Annotated in this window: 19 protein-coding genes and 5 tRNA genes; 21 read left to right on the forward strand and 3 right to left on the reverse strand. The window is 30.7% G+C overall.

The annotated features are described in order from the left end of the window. Positions 1-15 precede the first annotated feature (15 nt). Genes R3X25_RS07965 through uvrA form a run of 3 tightly spaced genes read right to left on the reverse strand, consistent with a single transcriptional unit; the run spans position 16 to position 6,416 of the window. Complete coding sequence (locus tag R3X25_RS07965; protein WP_317673651.1) at positions 16-2,829, reverse strand: aminopeptidase; 2,814 nt, start codon at positions 2,827-2,829, stop codon at positions 16-18. Positions 2,830-2,836: 7 nt separating this feature from the next. Further along, on the reverse strand, positions 2,837-3,547 hold the full coding sequence (locus R3X25_RS07970) for a TIGR00730 family Rossman fold protein (protein WP_317673653.1): 711 nt from the start codon (positions 3,545-3,547) through the stop codon (positions 2,837-2,839). 43 nt (positions 3,548-3,590) lie between these two features. Then, the gene (gene uvrA, locus R3X25_RS07975) at positions 3,591-6,416 is read right to left on the reverse strand and encodes an excinuclease ABC subunit UvrA (protein WP_317673655.1); all 2,826 of its coding nucleotides are present in this window, start codon (positions 6,414-6,416) and stop codon (positions 3,591-3,593) included. 104 nt (positions 6,417-6,520) lie between these two features. Here uvrA and R3X25_RS07980 point away from each other — a divergent pair, with 104 nt between their 5' ends. The 21 genes from R3X25_RS07980 to rpoB all read left to right on the forward strand — a co-directional run bounded on the left by R3X25_RS07980 (position 6,521) and on the right by rpoB (position 21,877). Further along, positions 6,521-6,748, forward strand: a complete 228-nt coding sequence (locus R3X25_RS07980) for a PspC domain-containing protein (RefSeq protein ID WP_317673657.1) — start codon at positions 6,521-6,523, stop codon at positions 6,746-6,748. Continuing rightward, positions 6,749-7,750, forward strand: coding sequence for a potassium channel protein (locus R3X25_RS07985; RefSeq protein WP_317673659.1), 1,002 nt, complete (start codon positions 6,749-6,751; stop codon positions 7,748-7,750). It begins immediately after the preceding gene. Between the two features lie 125 nt (positions 7,751-7,875). Then, complete coding sequence (locus R3X25_RS07990; RefSeq protein ID WP_317673661.1) at positions 7,876-9,504, forward strand: alanine/glycine:cation symporter family protein; 1,629 nt, start codon at positions 7,876-7,878, stop codon at positions 9,502-9,504. Beyond that, on the forward strand, positions 9,501-10,364 hold the full coding sequence (locus R3X25_RS07995) for a helix-hairpin-helix domain-containing protein (protein ID WP_317673663.1): 864 nt from the start codon (positions 9,501-9,503) through the stop codon (positions 10,362-10,364). Before R3X25_RS07990 ends, R3X25_RS07995 begins: the two co-directional genes overlap by 4 nt. Before the next feature lie 32 nt (positions 10,365-10,396). Then, positions 10,397-11,557 (forward strand): acyl-CoA dehydrogenase family protein, encoded by a 1,161-nt coding sequence (locus R3X25_RS08000; RefSeq protein ID WP_317673664.1) that lies wholly within the window; start codon positions 10,397-10,399, stop codon positions 11,555-11,557. A 92-nt stretch (positions 11,558-11,649) separates the two neighbouring features. Continuing rightward, positions 11,650-11,847 carry a 30S ribosomal protein S21 gene (rpsU, locus tag R3X25_RS08005; RefSeq protein WP_317673665.1) on the forward strand — a complete coding sequence of 66 codons (198 nt, stop codon included), beginning with the start codon at positions 11,650-11,652 and terminating at the stop codon, positions 11,845-11,847. Positions 11,848-11,926: 79 nt separating this feature from the next. Next, entirely contained in the window at positions 11,927-12,814 is an 888-nt protein-coding gene (locus tag R3X25_RS08010; protein WP_317673666.1) for a tyrosine-type recombinase/integrase, read from the forward strand. 7 nt (positions 12,815-12,821) lie between these two features. Continuing rightward, entirely contained in the window at positions 12,822-13,121 is a 300-nt protein-coding gene (gene hpf, locus R3X25_RS08015; protein ID WP_317673667.1) for a ribosome hibernation-promoting factor, HPF/YfiA family, read from the forward strand. Positions 13,122-13,216: 95 nt separating this feature from the next. After that, positions 13,217-13,290 (forward strand) — tRNA-Thr (locus R3X25_RS08020). Positions 13,291-13,325: 35 nt separating this feature from the next. Continuing rightward, positions 13,326-13,407, forward strand: a tRNA-Tyr gene (locus R3X25_RS08025). Positions 13,408-13,462: 55 nt separating this feature from the next. After that, a tRNA-Gly gene (locus R3X25_RS08030) sits at positions 13,463-13,535 on the forward strand. A 12-nt stretch (positions 13,536-13,547) separates the two neighbouring features. Further along, positions 13,548-13,619, forward strand: a tRNA-Thr gene (locus tag R3X25_RS08035). Positions 13,620-13,677: 58 nt separating this feature from the next. Then, positions 13,678-14,865: an elongation factor Tu gene (gene tuf, locus R3X25_RS08040; protein ID WP_317673668.1), complete on the forward strand. Its 1,188-nt coding sequence runs from the start codon at positions 13,678-13,680 to the stop codon at positions 14,863-14,865. Between the two features lie 64 nt (positions 14,866-14,929). Beyond that, positions 14,930-15,002 (forward strand) — tRNA-Trp (locus R3X25_RS08045). A 14-nt stretch (positions 15,003-15,016) separates the two neighbouring features. After that, positions 15,017-15,205: a preprotein translocase subunit SecE gene (gene secE, locus R3X25_RS08050; RefSeq protein ID WP_317673669.1), complete on the forward strand. Its 189-nt coding sequence runs from the start codon at positions 15,017-15,019 to the stop codon at positions 15,203-15,205. 9 nt (positions 15,206-15,214) lie between these two features. After that, entirely contained in the window at positions 15,215-15,766 is a 552-nt protein-coding gene (gene nusG / locus R3X25_RS08055; RefSeq protein WP_317673670.1) for a transcription termination/antitermination protein NusG, read from the forward strand. A 73-nt stretch (positions 15,767-15,839) separates the two neighbouring features. Next, positions 15,840-16,283, forward strand: a complete 444-nt coding sequence (gene rplK, locus R3X25_RS08060; RefSeq protein ID WP_317673671.1) for a 50S ribosomal protein L11 — start codon at positions 15,840-15,842, stop codon at positions 16,281-16,283. 15 nt (positions 16,284-16,298) lie between these two features. Further along, entirely contained in the window at positions 16,299-16,997 is a 699-nt protein-coding gene (rplA, locus tag R3X25_RS08065; RefSeq protein ID WP_317673672.1) for a 50S ribosomal protein L1, read from the forward strand. Positions 16,998-17,009: 12 nt separating this feature from the next. Further along, on the forward strand, positions 17,010-17,528 hold the full coding sequence (rplJ, locus tag R3X25_RS08070; RefSeq protein ID WP_317673673.1) for a 50S ribosomal protein L10: 519 nt from the start codon (positions 17,010-17,012) through the stop codon (positions 17,526-17,528). 39 nt (positions 17,529-17,567) lie between these two features. Then, positions 17,568-17,942, forward strand: coding sequence for a 50S ribosomal protein L7/L12 (gene rplL / locus R3X25_RS08075; RefSeq protein ID WP_317673674.1), 375 nt, complete (start codon positions 17,568-17,570; stop codon positions 17,940-17,942). Between the two features lie 119 nt (positions 17,943-18,061). Then, positions 18,062-21,877 (forward strand): DNA-directed RNA polymerase subunit beta, encoded by a 3,816-nt coding sequence (gene rpoB, locus R3X25_RS08080; RefSeq protein ID WP_317673675.1) that lies wholly within the window; start codon positions 18,062-18,064, stop codon positions 21,875-21,877. The last annotated feature ends 21 nt before the right edge of the window (positions 21,878-21,898 follow it).

Consider the following 21,898-nt stretch of genomic DNA (forward strand, 5'->3'; position numbering starts at 1 on the left):
GTTTTTTAGTAGCTATTAATAAAACCCTCTTTTTACAAAATTAAAGATTTTTTTAGGGTTTAAAACTAGAACAAATCTAATTTTTGAACTGTATTGTGGATGTGAAACTTCCCATCCTAAATTGGAATACACAGGGAAATATACTTCTAAAATATCTTGGATAAAATTTAAGCGTACACCGTTATCATAAGCAAAGTAAACATTTTCTCCTCGGTTTTTTACTAGGCCAACATCACCATATAATTCTAACCAACGCCAAATTCCAACACTGGTATTTACTGTTGTTAGCCACTGATTTGCAAAAGGAACAGGAAGTTTAGATTTAAAACCACCTTCATTAATAATAATTTGTTGGCTAAAAAAACCGCTGGTTTCCGATCGTCCTAAATAATCATATTGAAATAAATAATCTGTTGGTCTATCTAGAGCGAAACTAAAAAAATTTGATTCGGTATTGTTTTTTAAAAAGGCACCAGCGTAAAACCGAACGTCAAATTGTCTATTTGCATTTGTAAGTTTTCTGTAGCGCGCAGTAAGTGATACTTTACTAAAATTATTAGCTATTTGAAAGTTTGCTCCATATCTAAAATCTGTTATAATATTAGGGTTAGAATACCCATAACCTAAATTAAAAACATTGTATTTGTACGATTCTTCGTGATTGGTTAAAACTTTAGGTTTTTGCTTGTTAATGGAGATTAAAGATGCTGCTAAAACTTTAGAACTTACATCTCGTAAACTTTTTCTTTTAAATTCAACAGATGCAAATGGCGTAATTGAATTGTAAGTTAGGTTTTGAGCGTAATGATAATTGCTTCCGCCAATTCCAATTCTAAACTTGTTAACTTTTCTGTTTTCTGGAAGGTTTTCATATATAAATGAATAAGAGCCAGAAAATGTTTTACTTTTTGTACTGTATGAAGGTGATAATTTATAGATAAAACTTTTATTTAAAATTGTTTTATTTGAAAATGCTAACCCTAAAACTGCTCCATCGTAATAATTATATCTTAAAACAGGAATGTAAAATATTTGATTGTAGTAAGGGTTTTCAATGTCTTTTAAAAACTTTAACTGCAGTGGCCTGTGAAATAATTTACTACCTACATGTTTCCAGTTATTTTTCATGTTAATTTCTGGAAGTAGAGATTCATAATTTAAAGAGAGTTTATCAAATCCATTTTTTGGAACTGAAAATCTTTTTATAGAATCAAATCCGTTTAACCATTGTGTAAATTTAATTTCGTTATCCTTTACTCCGTAAAGTTGAATAGGAACAGAAATGTTGCTTTTATTCTCTATTAGAACATCAATAGAGTCTTGTTTTTTAATAATTTTTTTTATTGTATAATCTGCTTTTCTTGTTGAGTTTAAAAAATCAATTTTGTAAAGACTTAAATCTTTTTCAGTTTCAATATCGTCTAAAAAAGAATCACTTTTTGTAATGGAAGATTTATGTTTGTTAGTAAATTTTTTAATAGCGTTAAATATTGTTTGTTCGCCAACATATGCTTCGAGATATTTTATCCCTAAACCAGCTTTATATTTATTTACAATTTTTCTATTGAAGTTTGAAAGTGAATCTGATCTTGTGGTTAAGGATTGATCTATGTTTTTTCTAGCTGCAAATTGGTAAACAAAGCTGTATTTACTGTTGAAATCAACTTTTGAGAGGTGTAATTTTCGAATTCCCCAAACTTTAGACATATCTCCAATAGCTTTTATATCGGGATAATATGTTTCAACATATTTCATCATTAAATAGGTTTGCATACCATCTTGCAGCCAATAATCTGATCTTGGATTGAAAATAAATTGATTTTGAATGTATTTTTTACTTAAAATTTTGAACATTTTAATATCCCACTCAAAGGTTTCTTTGTAAGGAGCGATAAATGATGGTAGTTGACTAAATCCATAAACCGGATTTTTTTCATATTCTACATTGCTAATTAATAACCTGTTTGTTGAGAGTTTTCCAAAATATTTTTCTAAAAATAATAATTCTCGGTTTAAAATATCGGTTTTAAGGTTTGTGTTTAAATCAGTTTGATTAAGGTTTGAAATTATTCTAGTTGAGCGTGAATTGTATTTTATATAATTGTTGTATTGTGTAATTATAAGTTCAACATCTAATTTATTTATTCCTTTTAATTTATAGGTAGTTGTTAATTTGTTTTCGGTTTTGTTTTGGTCTAAATCTGTAACTAAATCATATGTTGAAGGAATTGTAAAATTTATGTTGTAATTAGTAAAATCCATGTACAAATCATCCATGTCTAAATTGTTATAAACTTCCCATTTTTTAGTGTAAATAGCAGGAGCTAAATACCAATATTTTAAATGAAAATTTAAATCTCCATAGCCATAATTTGTAAATTTATCTTTGGGTAATTTAACCGTGTAATTTGTTGATATTTCAATAGAATCTCTAGGTTTAAGTGGTTTTAAAAGGTGAACTTTTAAAATATCTGGATTTTTTTTAGACTCTTCCCAATTAATATATTCGTTACCAATTTGTATGGTTGAAATGTCTGTATTACCTCTAAATTTATTTTTTGAAAAATGAAATTGTTTAGAGTAATTTTCAATAAATCTTTTAGCTAGAGGTGTTTTTTTATTTTTATAGGCATTAGCCCAATTATGAAAGTAAACTTCACTTAAAATACTATTTGATTTATTATAATAAATAGTTTTTTGTTGAATTTCAATTTCGTTAGTTTCCGTATTTAAAAAAGCATTAATTTCTATGTTGTTATTTTGAGCAAACAAAGTATTGTTTATACAAAATACAAAAGTTAAGGTTATAAAAATGGAATACTTTTTCAATGTTGATTTAGAAATTAGGGCTTAAACTGTATTTTTTATAGAACGTGTCAATTACTTCAAGAACTTCATTTTCAGTATCAACTATAGAAATAAGGTCTAAATCTTTTGGACTTATTGTTCCTTCTTCTATTAGTGTAGTTTTAATCCATTCTAATAATCCACTCCAAAATTTTCTTCCAACCAATACAATTGGAAATTTACCAATTTTTTTAGTTTGAATTAAAGTAATTGCTTCAAATAATTCATCCATGGTTCCAAAACCTCCAGGCATAACTACAAACCCTTGTGAATATTTTACAAACATTACTTTTCTAACAAAAAAGTAATCAAAATCTAAACTTTTATCTTTATCAATATATGGATTGTCGTGTTGTTCAAAAGGTAATTCAATATTTAATCCTACTGAAGTTCCTTTTCCTCTATAAGCACCTCTGTTACCAGCTTCCATAATTCCTGGACCACCACCAGTAATAATTCCATAACCACTATTGGTTAATTTGTAAGCAATATTTTCTGCTAGTTTATAATATTCGTGATCTTCTTTGGTTCTTGCAGAGCCAAAAATACTTACGCAAGGTCCCATTTTACTCAATCTTTCGTAACCTTCAACAAACTCGGACATAATTTTAAAAATTGCCCAAGAGTCATTTGTTTTTACTTCATTCCAAGTTTTTTGTTTAAACTTTTCGCGTATTTTTCTATCTTCGTTTGGAGACATATTTGTGTTTAATTTTTAGTATCTATTTTTGTTTGAGTGTGGTCTAATTTAATTCTTTTTTTAAGAATTGTGCTGTAAAGCTAGTTTTATGTTTTGCAACTTCTTCTGGAGTTCCAGAGCAAACTAAATCACCACCATTTTTACCACCTTCCATTCCTATATCTATAATGTGGTCAGCAAGTTTTATAACATCCATATTGTGTTCAATTACTAATACAGTATTTCCTTTGTCGGTAAGTTTGTTTAAAACTTCCATTAACACTCTAATATCTTCAAAATGAAGACCTGTTGTAGGTTCATCAAGAATATAAAATGTATTACCAGTATCTCTTTTTGAAAGTTCAGCTGCTAGTTTTATACGTTGTGCTTCACCGCCTGATAGTGTTGTAGATTGTTGACCTAATGTTATATAACTTAATCCAACATCATTTATTGTTTTAAGTTTTCTGTAAATTTTTGGAATATGTTCAAAAAACTTTACAGCTTCTTCCATGGTCATATTTAAAACATCAGAAATTGATTTTCCTTTGTACCTAATTTCTAGTGTTTCTCTATTAAAACGTTTACCTTGACAAGTTTCGCATTCTACCTGAACGTCTGGCAAAAAATTCATTTCAATAACTCTAACTCCACCACCTTGGCAAGTTTCGCATCTTCCACCTTTTACATTGAATGAGAATCGACCTGGTTTGTAACCTCTAATGGAGGCTTCGCTTGTTTTTGCAAATAAACTTCTTATTTCGCTAAAAACTCCAGTATAGGTTGCAGGATTTGAGCGAGGAGTTCTTCCAATTGGAGATTGATCTATAGCAATAACTTTATCTACATGTTCTAAACCTTTTATTTTGCTGTAAGGCATTGGTTTTTTTACACCTCTATATATGTGTTTATTTAAAATTGGATATAAAGTTTCGTTAATTAGAGTTGATTTTCCACTTCCGGAAACACCAGTAACACAAATCATTTTACCTAAAGGAAATTCGACAGTTAAGTTTTTTAAATTATTTCCTTTAGCACCTGAAAGTTTTATTTTATTACCGTTTCCTTTTCTTCTTTTTGAAGGGATTTTTATTTTTTTTGTACCGTTTAAATAATCGGCAGTTAACGTATTGTGTGTTTTTAATTCAGAAAAAGAGCCTTTACTTACAATTTCTCCACCGTGTATTCCAGCACCAGCACCAATATCTAAAACAAAATCAGCATGCTCAATCATATCTTTGTCATGTTCCACTACAATTACTGAATTTCCAACATCACGCAAGTTTATTAAAGAATTGATTAATTTTTGATTGTCGCGCTGATGCAAACCAATACTTGGTTCATCTAAAATATAAAGCACACCAACTAATTGAGAGCCTATTTGTGTTGCTAATCTAATGCGTTGGGCTTCACCGCCAGAAAGTGATTTAGAGCTTCTATCTAGTGTTAAATAATCTAGACCTACATCTAATAAAAACTGGATTCGAGTTCTAATTTCTTTTAATATTTCTGAAGCGATAATTACTTGTTTTTTAGAAAGTTTACTTTCAAGAGCATCGAACCAATTTGCTAATTCAACAATGTCGAATTGTGCTAATTGTGAAATATTTTTATTATTTATTTTGAAGTATAAAGCTTGTTTTTTTAGTCTATTTCCGTTACAAGTTTCGCAAACAGTTTCATCCATAAAATCACTTGCCCAGCGTTTTATAGAAGTGGATTCACTATGTTTAAATTGATTTTCAATAAAATTTATAATTCCTTCAAAATCAATTTCATAGTTGCGTGTAATTCCCATTGCTTTTGAAACTACTTCAAATTTTTCGTTACCACCATTTAAAATAATATCGAGTGCTTCTTTTGGGATTTTTGAAATAGGATCACTTAATTGAAATTTATAACGTTCAGCAATTAAGGCTAGTTGTTTAAAAATCCAACTACTTTTTTGTTCTCCTAAAGGTGCAATTCCTCCATTTTTTATAGAAATTGTATTATTAGGAATTATTTTTTTAATATTTACTTTATTAGATTTTCCAAGTCCATTACAAGTTGGACAAGCACCTTTAGGTGAGTTAAAAGAAAAAGTGTTTGGTTCTGGATTTGGATATGAAATACCCGTTTCTGGGCACATTAATTCTCGACTAAAATATCGAGGAGTATTAGTTTCGTAATCAATAACCATTAAAATATTTTCTCCAGAATATAAAGCAGTAGTAATGGTTTCTTCTAATCTTTTTTCTGAAGCTTTTGAAACTTGTAATCTATCTATAACAATTTCAATATCATGCGTTTTATATCTATCTAAACGCATTCCTTTTTCAATATCTACAATTTCACCATCAACTCTAACCTTAACAAAACCTTGTTTAGCAATTTGCTCAAACAACTCTCTATAATGCCCTTTTCTAGATTTAATTACTGGAGCTAAAACAACAATTATTTTTCCGTCAAAATCTTTCAAAATAAGGTCTCTTATTTGCTCGTCGCTATAACTCACCATTTTTTTATTAGTGTTGTAGGAGTAAGCATCGGCAGCTCTTGCATACAATAATCGAAGAAAATCGTAAATCTCTGTAATTGTACCAACGGTTGATCGAGGGCTTTTATTAGTTGTTTTTTGTTCAATAGAAATTACAGGAGAAAGCCCTTCAATTTTATCTACATCGGGTCTTTCAAGCCCGCCTAAAAATTGCCGAGCATACGCTGAAAATGTTTCAATATACCTCCGTTGACCTTCAGCATAAATAGTGTCAAATGCTAAAGATGATTTTCCGCTACCACTTAAACCAGTAATAACAACAAGTTTTTCTCGTGGAATACGAACATCTATGTTTTTTAAGTTATGGGCACGTGCTCCATACACTTCTATATATTCTTCTTTTTTATGCATTGAAAATTGGAAAGTTGCAAAGTTAAATAAATGAAACTAAAATTTTACTATATCCTCTATATCTTATTCATTTAATTACTATATTGCATTCATATATTAGGCTTGTGAGTTGGATTGATTCTTTACGACATTTTTTTGAAAGGCATGGTTTTGCCGTTTCTTCTAGGTTTGCTGATAGATTAGGAGTGAGTGCATCTAATGTGCGTTTGTTTTTTATTTATATTTCTTTTGTAACATTAGGTTTTTCGTTTGGAATATATTTGACATTAGCTTTTTTATTGCGATTAAAAGATATGTTTTATACAAAAAGAAAATCAGTTTTTGATTTATAAATGACAACCTATTTACCTCGAAAAATATACAGAGCTATTGGCTTATTTATTTCCGTAATAACTATTGGAGTTATTGGATACATGTTGTTGTCAGATGAAAATTTCATCAATTCATTGTATATGACAATTATTACAATGACAACAGTTGGGTTTGGTGAAGTACATCCATTAAATCAACATGAAAAATTATTTACAATTTTTCTTATTTTAATTAGTATTAGTGCTTACGGTTATACGGCTTCTATTTTAACCGAATTTATAGCTAACGGAAGATTTTTTGAAAAGTTAAAATTAAAAAAAGTGCAAAAAGAAATTAGTCAATTAGAAAATCATACTATCGTATGTGGTTATGGAAGAAATGGTAAACAAGCAGTTGCTAAATTAAAACATTTTGATCAGCCTTGCGTAGTTATTGAAAAGCGCAAAGATGAAATGGCAGATTTGGAGCGGGACGGTGTATTATATATAGAAGGCGATGCAACTATTGATGAGGATTTAATTTCAACAGGAATTGAAAGAGCTAAAAGTTTAATAACCGCCTTACCTTCAGATGCTGATAATTTATTTGTGGTATTAACTGCTCGTCAATACAATAAAAAATGTATTATAATAAGTAGAGCTTCTAATGAATCTTCTTACGGTAAACTAAAATTTGCTGGTGCAACAAATGTTATTATGCCAGATAAATTAGGAGGTGCGCACATGGCATCGTTAGTTGTAACTCCAGATTTAGTTGAATTTGTTGATAGATTAACAATTGCTGGTGAAGTAGAAGCAAACCTTGAAGAAATATCTGTAGATGAACTTCCTTCTAAATATCTTCATAAAACAATTTTAGATTTAGATTTACGCAACCATACAGGTTGTACAGTTATAGGCTTTAAAACTGCTGGGAATGATTATATTATAAACCCTGAAGCTACTATAAAACTTGAAGCAGATACACATTTAATTGTTTTAGGTAATAAAGAACAGATAAAAAAATTAAGAGAAATTTTTTAACTCTAATTATTGCTTTTTCATCATATTATTTAGAATAATAATAGATTTCTTGTTTTCCTGTTAAAAACTTGCAGTAACTTCAATTTTTTGCCATATTGCAGCTGTTTTAAAAAAAACAGATATTTATGAAACATAAAATACTATCCTTATTACTACTTATCACTCCATTTTTAACATTTGCACAAGAATTAACTATAGATGAAAAAATAGAAGCAAAATTTAAACCATTTGCAGATGCTGTTAGCCATGTAGTTTTTTATCCAGTTTCAATTGTTGGTATTGATGTTCCTATTGTAATTATTATATTATTACTGGGAGCCTTATTTTTTACGTTGTATTTTAAATTTGCAAATATTACATTATTAGGAGTTGCTATAAGAGCAGCTAAAGGAAAATACGATAGTGTTGACCATCATTCCGTTGATATAGCAGCTGGAGACCCTACACCAGGAGGAGATGTTTTTGAAAGCGTACAAGCTGAAGGAGTAATAGGTGAGGTTACACATTTTCAAGCATTAACAGCAGCACTTTCTGCTACAGTTGGTTTAGGAAACATTGCCGGAGTTGCTGTGGCAATTGCAATTGGTGGACCTGGAGCAACAATTTGGATGATTTTAGCAGGTTTTTTAGGAATGTCTACAAAATTAGTTGAAGCTACATTAGGTGTAAAGTATAGAGAAGTTGGTGAAGATGGGAAAATATATGGAGGTCCAATGTATTACTTAAAAAAAGGTTTAAAAGAGAAAAAATTAGCAGGTTTAGGAAAAGTTTTAGCAGGGATGTATGCCATTTTTGTAATTGGAGGATCTTTTGGAGGTGGAAATATGTTTCAATCCAATCAAGCAGCAGCGCAATTTAAATTGCTTTTTGGACTTGATTCTGGTTTTTTCTTTGGAATTATTATGGCTATTTTAGTTGGAATAGTTATAATAGGTGGAATTAAAAGAATTGGACAAGTAACTGAAAAAATTGTTCCATTAATGGGGATAATGTTTGTTGGTGCTGCTTTAGTTATTATTGTAATGAATATTACAATTATTCCTGATGCTTTAGTTCAAATTTGGGATGGAGCATTTAATAAAACATCTGTTGTAGGTGGTGTAATTGGAGTTATGATTGTAGGTTTTCAAAGAGCTGCTTTTTCTAATGAAGCAGGTGTTGGATCAGCATCTATTGCACATGCAGCAGTTAAAACTAGATTCCCTGCAAGTGAAGGAATAGTAGCTTCAATTGGTCCATTTGTAGATACAGTAATTATTTGTACTATGACAGCTTTGGTAATTGTTGTAACTAACTTAAAAAGCAACCTATTTAATTATTCAAATTTAGATGCTGGAAAAAATGTAATAATGAATGGTACAGGAAAACATTTAGGAGGTGTTGATTTGACATCTGTAGCATTTGATTCTGCAATTCCTAATTTTTCTATTCTATTAACAATAGCAGTTATTCTATTTGCTTTTTCAACCATGTTATCTTGGTCATATTATGGAATTCAAGGTTGGAAATATTTATTTGGAAAAAGTAAAATAGTAGATATTTCATATAAAACATTATTTTTAATTTTTGTTGTTATTGGTGCATCTTCTAGTTTAGGTTCTGTAATAGAATTTTCAGATGCTATGATTTTTGCTATGGTATTTCCAAATATTATTGGTTTGTTATTACTAGCTCCAAAGGTGAAAAAGGAGTTAAGTAAATATTTAATAGCAATTGGAAGAAAAGATAAATTAAAAACTCATAAAGCTAAATGATAAATATTAAATCCTATTTCAATTACAATAAACGTCAACGAAATGGGATTTTGTTTTTGCTTTTAATTATAGTTTTACTTCAATTAGTTTTTTTCTTTGTAGATTTTTCAAATAAAAATTCTTTTGAAGTTTCAAATACTCAACTAATAGCTTTTGAAAAAGAATTTGATTCACTTCAAAAATTAAATTTTTTATCTAAAAAGTTTGAGATAAAACCTTTTAACCCTAATTATATTACTGATTATAAAGGATATCAATTAGGAATGTCTACAAAAGAAATTGATAAATTACTTTTATTCAGAAAAACTGGAAAATATGTTAATTCGAAAAAAGAATTTCAAAAAGTTACAGGTGTAAGTGATAGTTTATTACTTAAAATTTCTCCATTATTTAAGTTTCCAAATTGGGTAAGCAAACAAAAAAAGAAGTCAAAGCCAAAAAAACTAATAAATCTTCCTTTAGAGAAAAGAGAGCTAAATAAAGCAACAGCTCAAGATTTTTTTAAAATTGGAATTAGTGAGTATGTTTCAGCTAGAATTGTCAAATATAGAAATTCAATTAAAGGCTTTTATTTTGAAGATCAGTTAAATGAAGTTTATGGATTAAACGATGATAATTGTAAAGAAATTTTAAATCATTTTGAAATAAAACAAAAGCCAATAATTCAAAAGTTAAATATAAATGAAGCCACATTTAAAGAGGTTTTAGCATTACCTTATATTGATTATGAGTTAACCAAGAAAATTTTTACTTATAAAAATAAAGTTGCAGAAATTCAGTCAATTGAAGAGTTAAAAAAAATAGATACCTTTCCTTTAGAAAAATTTAATAGAATAGCCTTATATTTGTTCGCTAAATAAATTTTTTCAATCTAAAATAGCCTAATTAGGATATGTATTTTACAGAAGAGCACGAGGCATTCCGCCAAAGTTTTAAAGATTTTTTACAAAAAGAAGTAGTTCCCAATGTTGATAGTTGGGAAGAAAATGGATATGTAGGTAAAGAAATTTTCAAAAAGTTTGGTGAAATGGGATATTTCGGTTTGAATTATCCCGAAAAATATGAAGGATTAGAACTCGATTTGTTCTATTCTGTTATTTTTTTAGAAGAACTACAAAAAGTAAATTCTGGAGGTACAGCAGCAGCAATGTGGGCACATGCTTATTTAGCAATGACGCATATTGATGCAGAAGGAAGTGAAGAAATAAAACAAAAATATTTAATACCAAGTGTTAGAGGTGAAAAAGTAGGTTGTTTATGTGTTTCCGAACCTTTTGGTGGGTCTGACGTTGCAGGTATAAGAACTTCTGCTGTAAAAGATGGGAATGATTATATAATTAATGGGTCAAAAACATTTATAACTAATGGTGTTTTTTCAGATTATTTGGTAGTTGCAGTAAAAACAAATCCAGATTTAAAACACAAAGGAATGAGTATTTTTGTGTTAGATAGACAAATGGAAGGTATTACTGCAACCGATTTAAAAAAATTAGGTTGGAAAGCTTCAGATACCGCAGAAATAGCTTTTAATAATGTTAGAGTTCCTGCAAGTAACATGTTAGGTGATGAAGGAAAAGGTTTTTCGTACATAATGCAGCATTTTGCATCAGAAAGAGTAATAATGGCTGTTAACGCTCATGCAAGGGCAGAGTTTGCTTTAGAATATACCATTCAATATATGTCAGAAAGACAAGCTTTTGGAAAAACTATAGATCAATATCAAGCTTTACGTCATAAAATTGCAGATATGGCAAGTGAAATTGAGATGTGTAAAGAGTTTAATTACTCAATAATTCATCGTTTAGATAAAGGAGATTATGTAGTTAAAGAAGCTAGTATGTCTAAATTAACAGCAACAAAAATTGCAGATGAGGTAATTTATAACTGCTTGCAATTATTAGGTGGTTATGGTTATATGGAAGATTATCCGTTAGCTCGTTTACTTAGAGATAGTAGATTAGGGCCAATTGGTGGTGGAACTTCAGAAATTCTACGTGAAATTATTTCAAAAATGATTATAGATAAAAAAGAATATAAAGCTTCTATAAAATAAATAGTTTTTATTAATTGTTTGTATAAAAAGAAGTTGTATCTTTGCAATCTTAAAAATTTAAAAGAGAACATTTTGAAAGGAGGTGCTAAATTATGTTAATTATACCAGTAAAGGACGGAGAAAACATTGACAGAGCGTTAAAACGTTACAAAAGAAAATTTGATAGAACTAAAACTATGAAAACTTTACGTAACAGAAAGCAATTTAACAAGCCATCTGTTGAGAAAAGAGCTCAAATGATTAAAGCAAAATACGTTCAAAGAATTAGAACTACTGAAGAGCAGGGATAATTTTTTAAATATAAAAATACTTACCGTTAGTATTTACAAATAACAATTGTTAATTTTGTAAATACTAACGGTTTTTTTTATGCCTATAAATTCTTTTTTAGATTATTTAACTTTTGAAAAAAAATATGCTGCTCATACTATTACTGCATATAGAAATGATTTACTATCTTTTCAGCAATTTTGTTTAGAAGAATTTTCTCAAACTTCAATTGTTAATATTAATTATTCCCAAGTTAGAAGTTGGATAGTTACTTTAGTAAATAGTAACATATCAAATAGAAGTATTAATAGAAAAATTTCTTCATTAAAAAGTTTTTACAAGTTCCTTCAAAAAACTCAACAAATTAAAATAAGTCCACTTACAAAACATCAACCTTTAAAAATAGCAAAAAAAATTCAAGTTCCTTTTTCAGAAAAAGAATTAAAACAAGTGCTAGATATTTTAAATGAAAAGCAAGATTTTGAAGGTTTACGTGATAAACTTATAGTTGAGTTATTATACTCAACAGGTATGCGTAGAGCTGAATTAATAGGGATAGAATTAAAAGATATTGATCTTGTTAATGAAACTGTTAAAGTATTAGGTAAAAGAAATAAAGAAAGATACATTCCGTTATTAAAAGCAGTTCAAATAACAATACAGCAATATTTAAAATTAAGAAGTGATATTAATACAAAATCATCTTCTTTTTTAATAACAAAAAGTGGTAAAAAAATGTACAATACACTTGTTTATCGTGTAATAAATAATTATTTTAGTACGGTGTCATCTAAAGTGAAAAAAAGCCCGCATGTGATTAGGCATTCATTTGCGACACACTTATTAAATGAAGGCGCTGATTTAAATGCAGTTAAAGAATTGCTTGGGCATTCTAGTTTAGCGTCAACACAGGTATACACCCACTCAAGTTTGGGAAAATTAAAAGAAGTTTATAATCAGGCTCACCCAAGGAGCTCTAAAAACTAATTTCAATATGAAAGTATTTATACAATCTGTAAATTTTAAAGCAGATGCAAGTCTTGTTGAGTTTGTCGAAAAAAAATTAAATAGCATCGAAAAGTATTACGATAAAATTGTAGATGCGGAAGTGTATTTGAAAGTTCAACAAACAAGCGAGAAAGAAAATAAATTAGTTGACGTTAAATTAAACGTTCCAGGTAACGATTTTGTTGTAAAAAAACAATGTAAAACATTTGAAGAAGGAGTAATGTTGGCAGCTGACACGCTTAAAAGACAGCTTACAAAAAAGAAAGAAAAAGTTAAAGCAAAATAAAAACAAAAAAAGAAAGAAAAGTTTTGTTTAAAAATAAAAACTTTAATACATTTGCAGTCCGTTAGAAATAGCGGACTTCTTTTGTGGAGTAAATTGCCGATGTAGCTCAGCTGGCTAGAGCAGCTGATTTGTAATCAGCAGGTCGTGGGTTCGAGTCCCTCCATCGGCTCAAAACAAAAGAAAAAGATCTTTGATAAATTAAATGGTGAGATACTCAAGTGGCCAACGAGGGCAGACTGTAAATCTGCTGACTATGTCTTCGAAGGTTCGAATCCTTCTCTCACCACAAAATTTAAGTAATAAGAAATTATTACTGCAATGATGATTTGAAAAAAAATATTGCGAGAGTAGCTCAGTTGGTAGAGCTTCAGCCTTCCAAGCTGACTGTCGCCGGTTCGAGCCCGGTCTCTCGCTCTTTTTTTTAAAGCCGGTGTAGCTCAGGGGTAGAGCGTTTCCTTGGTAAGGAAGAGGTCACGGGTTCAAATCCCGTCATTGGCTCAAATAAAATGAATAGAATTTAATACTATATATAACTAAGATTTAAAAATTAATAATTATGGCTAAAGAAACCTTCGATCGTTCGAAACCACATTTAAACATTGGTACTATTGGACACGTTGATCACGGTAAAACAACCTTAACAGCTGCTATTACTGTTGTATTAGCAGAGAAAGGACTTTCTGAAGTAAAAGATTTCGATCAAATCGATAACGCACCAGAGGAAAAAGAAAGAGGTATTACAATTAACACTGCTCACGTAGAGTATCAAACTGCTAATCGTCACTACGCTCACGTTGACTGTCCAGGTCACGCGGATTACGTAAAGAACATGGTTACGGGTGCTGCTCAAATGGATGGTGCAATTATTGTTGTAGCTGCTACAGATGGACCAATGCCTCAAACTAGAGAGCACATCTTATTAGGTCGTCAGGTAGGGATTCCTAGATTAGTTGTATTCATGAATAAAGTGGATATGGTTGATGATGAAGAACTATTGGAATTAGTAGAAATGGAAATTAGAGATTTATTATCTTTCTATGAATATGATGGTGATAATACACCAGTAATTCAAGGTTCAGCTTTAGGTGGTTTGAATAAGGAAGAAAAATGGATGGATAAGATAATGGAATTAATGGATGCTGTTGATACTTGGATTGAGTTACCAAAGCGTGATGTTGATAAAGATTTCTTAATGCCAATTGAAGATGTATTCTCAATTACAGGTCGTGGTACTGTTGCTACAGGTCGTATTGAAACTGGTGTAGCAAACACTGGAGATGCAGTTGATATTATCGGTATGGGTGCTGAAAAATTAACTTCTACAATTACTGGAGTTGAGATGTTCCGTAAAATATTAGATAGAGGTGAAGCTGGTGATAATGTTGGTATCTTATTAAGAGGTATTAATAAAGAAGATATTAAAAGAGGTATGGTAATCTGTAAACCAGGTTCTGTAACTCCTCATGCTAAATTTAAAGCAGAGGTTTATGTTCTTAAAAAAGAAGAAGGTGGTCGTCACACACCATTCCATAATAACTACCGTCCACAGTTTTACGTACGTACAACTGATGTAACAGGAACTATTAATTTACCTGATGGAGTTGAAATGGTAATGCCAGGTGATAACTTAACTATTACTGTAGAATTACACCAACCAATTGCATTAAATGTAGGTTTACGTTTTGCAATCCGTGAAGGTGGTAGAACTGTAGGTGCAGGTCAAGTAACAGAAATGTTAGACTAATTTACATCTATTATATAAAATAATAAGTTTAGGTGCTTCTTTACATATCGAAGCACCTTTCTTTACGGGTTTAGCTCAGTTGGTAGAGCACTGGTCTCCAAAACCAGGTGTCGGGAGTTCGAGTCTCTCAACCCGTGCAAATAAAAATAAAATGAATTTAGTTAAATATATAAAAGACTCATTTGAAGAATTGCGAAACAAAGTATCTTGGATTTCTTGGGAAGAAGCTCAAAAATCTACTATAGTAGTTGCAATCTTTACAATTATATTTGCGTTAGCAGTATTTTTTGTAGATAAATTCTTCCAGACTGGTTTAACAAAGTATTTTGAATTATTTTAATTAAAGTTTATGGCTGATTCTGTAAAAAAATGGTATGTAGTTAGAGCTATAGGTGGGCAAGAAAATAAAGTTAAAAACTATATTGAAACTGAAATTGCTCGTTTAGGAATGACTGATTATTTAGACCGAGTATTGGTACCTACAGAAAAAGTTATTCAGGTACGTAATGGAAAAAAAGTAAATAAAGAAAGAGTTTACTTTCCTGGTTATATAATGATAGAGGCAAACTTAAGTGGTGAAATGCCACACATTATTAAATCTATTCCAGGTGTTATAGGTTTTTTAGGTGAAGTTAAAGGAGGAGAACCTGTACCAATGAGAAAATCTGAAATTAACCGAATGCTTGGTAAGGTGGATGAATTATCAGTTCAATCTGATAACATTGCAATACCTTATGTAATTGGTGAAACAGTAAAGGTAATTGATGGTCCGTTTAATGGTTTTGATGGTACTATTGAAAAAGTAAATGAAGAAAAACGTAAACTTGAGGTAATGGTGAAAATTTTCGGAAGAAAAACACCTTTAGAATTAAGTTATATGCAAGTTGATAAAATTTCATAATTGTTACAAAAGTAATTTTTGATATTACAGTTAGCTTCCAACTTATATGTAATATCTAATTTAAAATTAAAAAATGGCAAAAGAAGTAAGTAAAGTAGTTAAGTTACAAGTACGTGGAGGGGCAGCAAACCCATCACCACCTGTTGGACCTGCTTTAGGTGCTGCCGGAGTTAATATTATGGAGTTCTGTAAGCAGTTTAATGCTAGAACTCAAGATAAACAAGGTAAAGTTTTACCTGTAGCTATTACAGTTTACAAGGATAAATCTTTTGATTTTGTAATTAAAACTCCTCCAGCAGCTGTTCAAATATTAGAAGCAGCTAAAGTAAAGAAAGGTTCAGGAGAACCTAATCGTGTTAAAGTAGCTACAGTTACTTGGGATCAATTGAGAGTTATTGCTGAAGATAAAATGCCTGATTTAAATGCATTTACAGTTGAATCAGCAATGTTAATGATGGCTGGTACAGCTCGCTCAATGGGAATTAAAGTAAAGGGAGTAGCTCCTATTAAACAATAAACAGTTATTTAAGAAATGGCAAAATTAACAAAAAAGCAAAAAGAAGCAGTAGCTAAAGTTGATAGAAATCAAGCTTTAACTGTAAGTGAAGCTTCAGCTTTAGTAAAAGAAATTACTAATGTAAATTTTGATGCATCTATTGATTTAGCTGTTAGATTAGGAGTTGATCCTAGAAAAGCAAATCAAATGGTTAGAGGTGTTGTAACATTACCACACGGAACCGGAAAAGATGTTAAAGTTTTAGCATTAGTAACTCCAGATAAAGAAGACGAAGCTAAAGAAGCAGGTGCTGATTATGTGGGATTAGATGAATACCTTCAGAAAATTAAAGGAGGTTGGACAGATGTTGACGTAATTATTACAATGCCAAGTGTAATGGGAAAATTAGGTCCTTTAGGAAGAGTTTTAGGTCCTAGAGGTTTAATGCCTAACCCAAAAACAGGTACTGTAACAATGGATGTAGCAAAAGCAGTAAAAGATGTGAAAGCTGGTAAAATTGACTTTAAAGTTGAGAAAACTGGAATTGTACATGCTTCTATTGGTAAAGCATCTTTTGATGTTGACAAAATTGCAGACAATGCAAATGAATTATTACATACTTTGATAAAGTTAAAACCAACAGCAGCTAAAGGTACTTATATAAAAAGTATTTATATGTCTAGTACAATGAGTCCTGGTGTTAGTATAGATGCTAAATCAGTTTCACAAAGTTAAAATCTTATAATTATGACGAGAGAAGAAAAATCACAAGTAATAGAGGCTTTAACAACACAGTTAACTGAAGGTAGTATTATCTATTTAGCAGATATATCAGGATTAAATGCTACAGAAACTTCAAACTTACGTAGAGCATGTTTCAAAGCAAATATCAAACTATCGGTTGTTAAAAATACATTGCTTGAAAAGGCAATGGAAAAATCTGATAAAGAATTTGGTGAGTTACCAACAACATTAAAAGGTAATACATCAATTTTAGTATCTGAGACAGGTAATGCACCAGCGAAATTAATTAAAGAATTTCGTAAAAAATCTAAAAAGCCCGTTTTAAAAGGTGCTTATGTTGAAGAAGCAATTTACATTGGTGATGACCAATTAGATATGCTTGTTAACATTAAGTCTAAAGAAGAGCTTATTGGAGACGTTATTACCTTATTACAATCTCCAGCTAAAAACGTAATTTCAGCGTTACAATCTGGTGGTAGTAAATTATCAGGTATCTTAAAAACATTATCAGAAAAAGAATAAGTGCACAAATAAACTAAAATAAAATTTAAACAAAGAGAAATGGCAGATTTAAAAGATTTCGCAGAACAACTTGTTAACTTAACAGTAAAAGAAGTAAATGAGTTAGCTGATATTTTAAAAGAAGAATACGGTATTGAACCAGCAGCAGCAGCAGTTGCAGTAGCAGGTCCAGCAGCAGGTGGAGAAGCAGCAGCTGAAGAACAATCAGAATTCGACGTAATTTTAAAAGCGGCAGGTGGTTCTAAATTAGCAGTAGTAAAATTAGTTAAAGAATTAACTGGTTTAGGATTAAAAGAAGCTAAAGGAATTGTAGATAGCGCACCAGCACCTATCAAAGAAGGTGTTTCTAAAGATGAAGCAGAAGGCTTAAAAGCATCATTAGAAGAAGCTGGAGCAGAGGTTGAGCTTAAGTAAGCTTAACTAAGTTACAAAATTTTAGGTTTAGGTCTTAGGGTTTCCTTAGGCCTAAACCATTTTGCGTATATATTCGTTCTTATATTTTAATAGTTTTTTTAACCTAAAGTTTTTGTCCATTGGCAACAAAAAAATTCACCGAAAGAATAAACTTTGCATCAGCTAAATTAGTTATGGAATATCCAGATTTTTTGGATATTCAGGTAAAATCGTTTCAAGATTTTTTCCAGTTAAAAACTAAAGCTGACGAACGAAGTGATGAAGGATTGTATAAAACCTTCTTGGATAACTTCCCAATAACCGATACTCGTAATCAATTTGTATTAGAGTTTTTGGATTACTTTGTTGATCCACCACGTTACTCGATACAAGAATGTATTGAAAGAGGTCTTACCTATAGTGTACCTCTAAAAGCCCGTTTAAAATTATATTGTACAGACCCAGAGCACGAAGATTTTGAAACAATTGTGCAGGATGTATATTTAGGTACAATTCCTTATATGACTCATAGTGGTACTTTTTGTATCAATGGAGCTGAAAGAGTTGTTGTATCTCAATTACACCGTTCTCCTGGAGTTTTCTTTGGGCAATCATTCCATGCAAATGGAACAAAATTATATTCAGCAAGAGTAATTCCTTTTAAGGGTTCTTGGATTGAATTTGCTACCGATATCAATCAAGTAATGTATGCTTATATTGATAGAAAGAAAAAATTACCTGTAACTACATTGTTTAGAGCAATTGGTTACGAACGAGATAAAGATATTCTTGAAATTTTTAACCTTGCAGAAGAAATTAAAGTTTCTAAAAGTGGAGTTAAAAAAGTTTTAGGAAGAAAATTAGCAGCTCGTGTATTAAAAACATGGTTTGAAGACTTTGTTGATGAAGATACTGGTGAAGTTGTATCTATTGAACGTAATGAGATTATTTTAGATCGTGATACAATATTAGAAAAAGAACATATTGAAGAAATAGTTGATTCTGGTTCAAAAACAATTCTTTTACATAAAGAAGATAACCAATCAGCTGATTACGCTATTATTCATAATACGCTTCAAAAAGATCCTACAAACTCTGAAAAAGAAGCAGTTGAGCATATCTATCGCCAATTACGTAATGCTGAACCGCCAGATTTTGAAACCGCAAAAGGTATTATAGATAAATTATTCTTTTCGGAACAACGTTACAATTTAGGTGAAGTTGGACGATATAGAATGAATAAAAAATTAGAGTTAGATGTTGATATTGATCAAAAAGTATTAACAAAACTAGATATAATAACTATTATCAAAAACTTAATTAAGCTTGTTAATTCAAAAGCTGAAGTTGATGATATTGACCACTTATCAAACCGTCGTGTTAGAACTGTAGGTGAACAGTTAGCAAGTCAGTTTGGAGTTGGTTTATCACGTATGGCTCGTACTATTCGTGAAAGAATGAATGTTCGTGATAACGAGGTGTTTACACCTATTGATTTGATTAATGCTAAAACATTATCATCAGTAATTAATTCATTTTTTGGAACAAACCAGTTATCTCAATTTATGGATCAAACAAATCCATTAGCAGAAATAACACACAAACGTAGATTATCTGCATTAGGACCTGGAGGTTTGTCTCGTGAAAGAGCAGGTTTCGAAGTTCGAGATGTTCACTATACACATTACGGTCGTTTATGTCCAATTGAAACACCTGAAGGACCAAATATTGGTTTAATTTCTTCATTAGCAGTATTTGCAAAGGTTAACAATTTAGGATTTATTGAAACACCTTATAGAGAAATATCAGAAGGGAAAGTTAACATAGTTGATGAACCTAGATATTTAAGTGCAGAAGAAGAAGAAGGAATGAAGTTTGCTCAATCAAACTTACCTTTAAAAGATGATGGAAGTTTTGTTCAAGAACGAGTAATTGCTCGTGAAGAAGCCGATTATCCTGTTGTAGATCCAGTAGAAATTAACTTCATGGATGTTGCTCCAAATCAAATTGCTTCTATTTCAGCTTCATTAATTCCATTTTTGGAACATGATGATGCCAACCGTGCATTGATGGGATCGAACATGATGCGTCAGGCTGTACCTTTATTACGTCCAGAATCTCCAATTGTTGGAACTGGATTAGAAAGAAGAGTAGCAAAAGATTCTCGTATTTTAATAAATGCAGAAAGTGCGGGTGAAGTAACTTATGTTGATGCTAATATTATTACTATTAAATACGATAGAACTGATGAAGACCGTATGGTTAGTTTTGATGTAGATAGTAAAACATATAATCTAATTAAATTTAGAAAAACAAATCAAGGAACCTCAATTAACTTAAAACCTATTGTTAGAAAAGGTGATAGAGTTGAAGAAGGGCAAGTTCTTTGTGAAGGTTATGCAACTCAAAGTGGTGAATTAGCTTTAGGTAGAAATATGAAAGTAGCCTTTATGCCTTGGAAAGGGTATAATTTTGAGGATGCAATTGTAATTTCTGAAAAAGTAGTTCGTGAAGATATCTTTACATCAATTCATATTGATGAATACTCAATGGATGTGAGAGATACTAAATTAGGTGCTGAAGAATTAACTAATGATATTCCTAACGTTTCTGAAGAAGCTACTAAAGATTTAGATGAAAATGGAATGATTCGTATTGGTGCTGAAGTAAAACCTGGCGATATTTTAATTGGTAAAATTACTCCTAAAGGAGAATCTGATCCAACGCCTGAAGAAAAATTACTTCGTGCAATTTTTGGAGATAAAGCAGGAGATGTAAAAGATGCTTCGTTAAAAGCTTCGCCATCATTAAGAGGTGTTGTAATTGATAAGAAGTTGTTTGAAAGAGCTGTTAAAGATAAATCAAAGAGAGCTAAAGATAAAGTAGATATTGCTAATTTAGAGAGTAAGTATAGTGCTAAATTTGAAGAATTACGTTCAATTTTGGTTGATAAATTATTTCATTTAGTTAGTGGTAAAACTTCTCAAGGAGTTCAGAATGATTTAGAAGAGGAAATTCTTCAAAAAGGTAAAAAATTCACTTTAAAAATGTTAAATGCAGTAACAGATTTTGCTCACTTAACAAAAGGTGTTTGGACAACTGATGATCACATAAATTCTTTAGTTTCGGAATTAATCCATAACTATAAAATTAAAGTTAATGATTTACAAGGATCATTGCGAAGAGATAAATTTACTATTTCAGTAGGTGATGAACTTCCTGCAGGTATTTTAAAACTTGCTAAAATTTACATAGCTAAAAAACGTAAATTAAAAGTGGGTGATAAAATGGCTGGACGTCATGGTAACAAAGGTATTGTTGCTAGAATTGTACGTCAAGAAGATATGCCATTTTTAGAAGATGGAACACCAGTAGATATTGTATTAAATCCATTAGGTGTACCTTCTCGTATGAATATTGGACAAATTTATGAAACTGTTTTAGGTTGGGCAGGACAAGATTTAGGTAGAAAGTTTGCTACACCAATTTTTGATGGAGCAACTATAGACCAAATTACAGCATTAACTAATGAAGCAGGTATTCCAGATTTTGGCCATACATATTTATATGATGGTGGAACAGGACAACGTTTTGATCAACCTGCAACAGTAGGTGTAATTTATATGATTAAATTAGGTCATATGATTGATGATAAAATGCATGCTCGTTCTATTGGACCTTACTCATTAATAACGCAGCAACCATTAGGTGGTAAAGCACAGTTTGGTGGTCAGCGTTTTGGAGAAATGGAGGTTTGGGCACTTGAAGCTTATGGTGCATCAAGTACATTACGTGAAATCTTAACAGTGAAATCAGATGATGTTTTAGGTAGAGCTAAAACTTATGAAGCCATTGTAAAAGGTGAAACAATGCCAGAACCAGGATTACCAGAGTCGTTTAACGTATTAATGCATGAGTTAAAAGGGCTTGGGCTAGACGTTAGATTAGAAGAATAATAAAATTTTTGTAGATAGGAA

The organism is Lutibacter sp. TH_r2, from assembly GCF_033101135.1.
Lineage (GTDB): Bacteria > Bacteroidota > Bacteroidia > Flavobacteriales > Flavobacteriaceae > Lutibacter.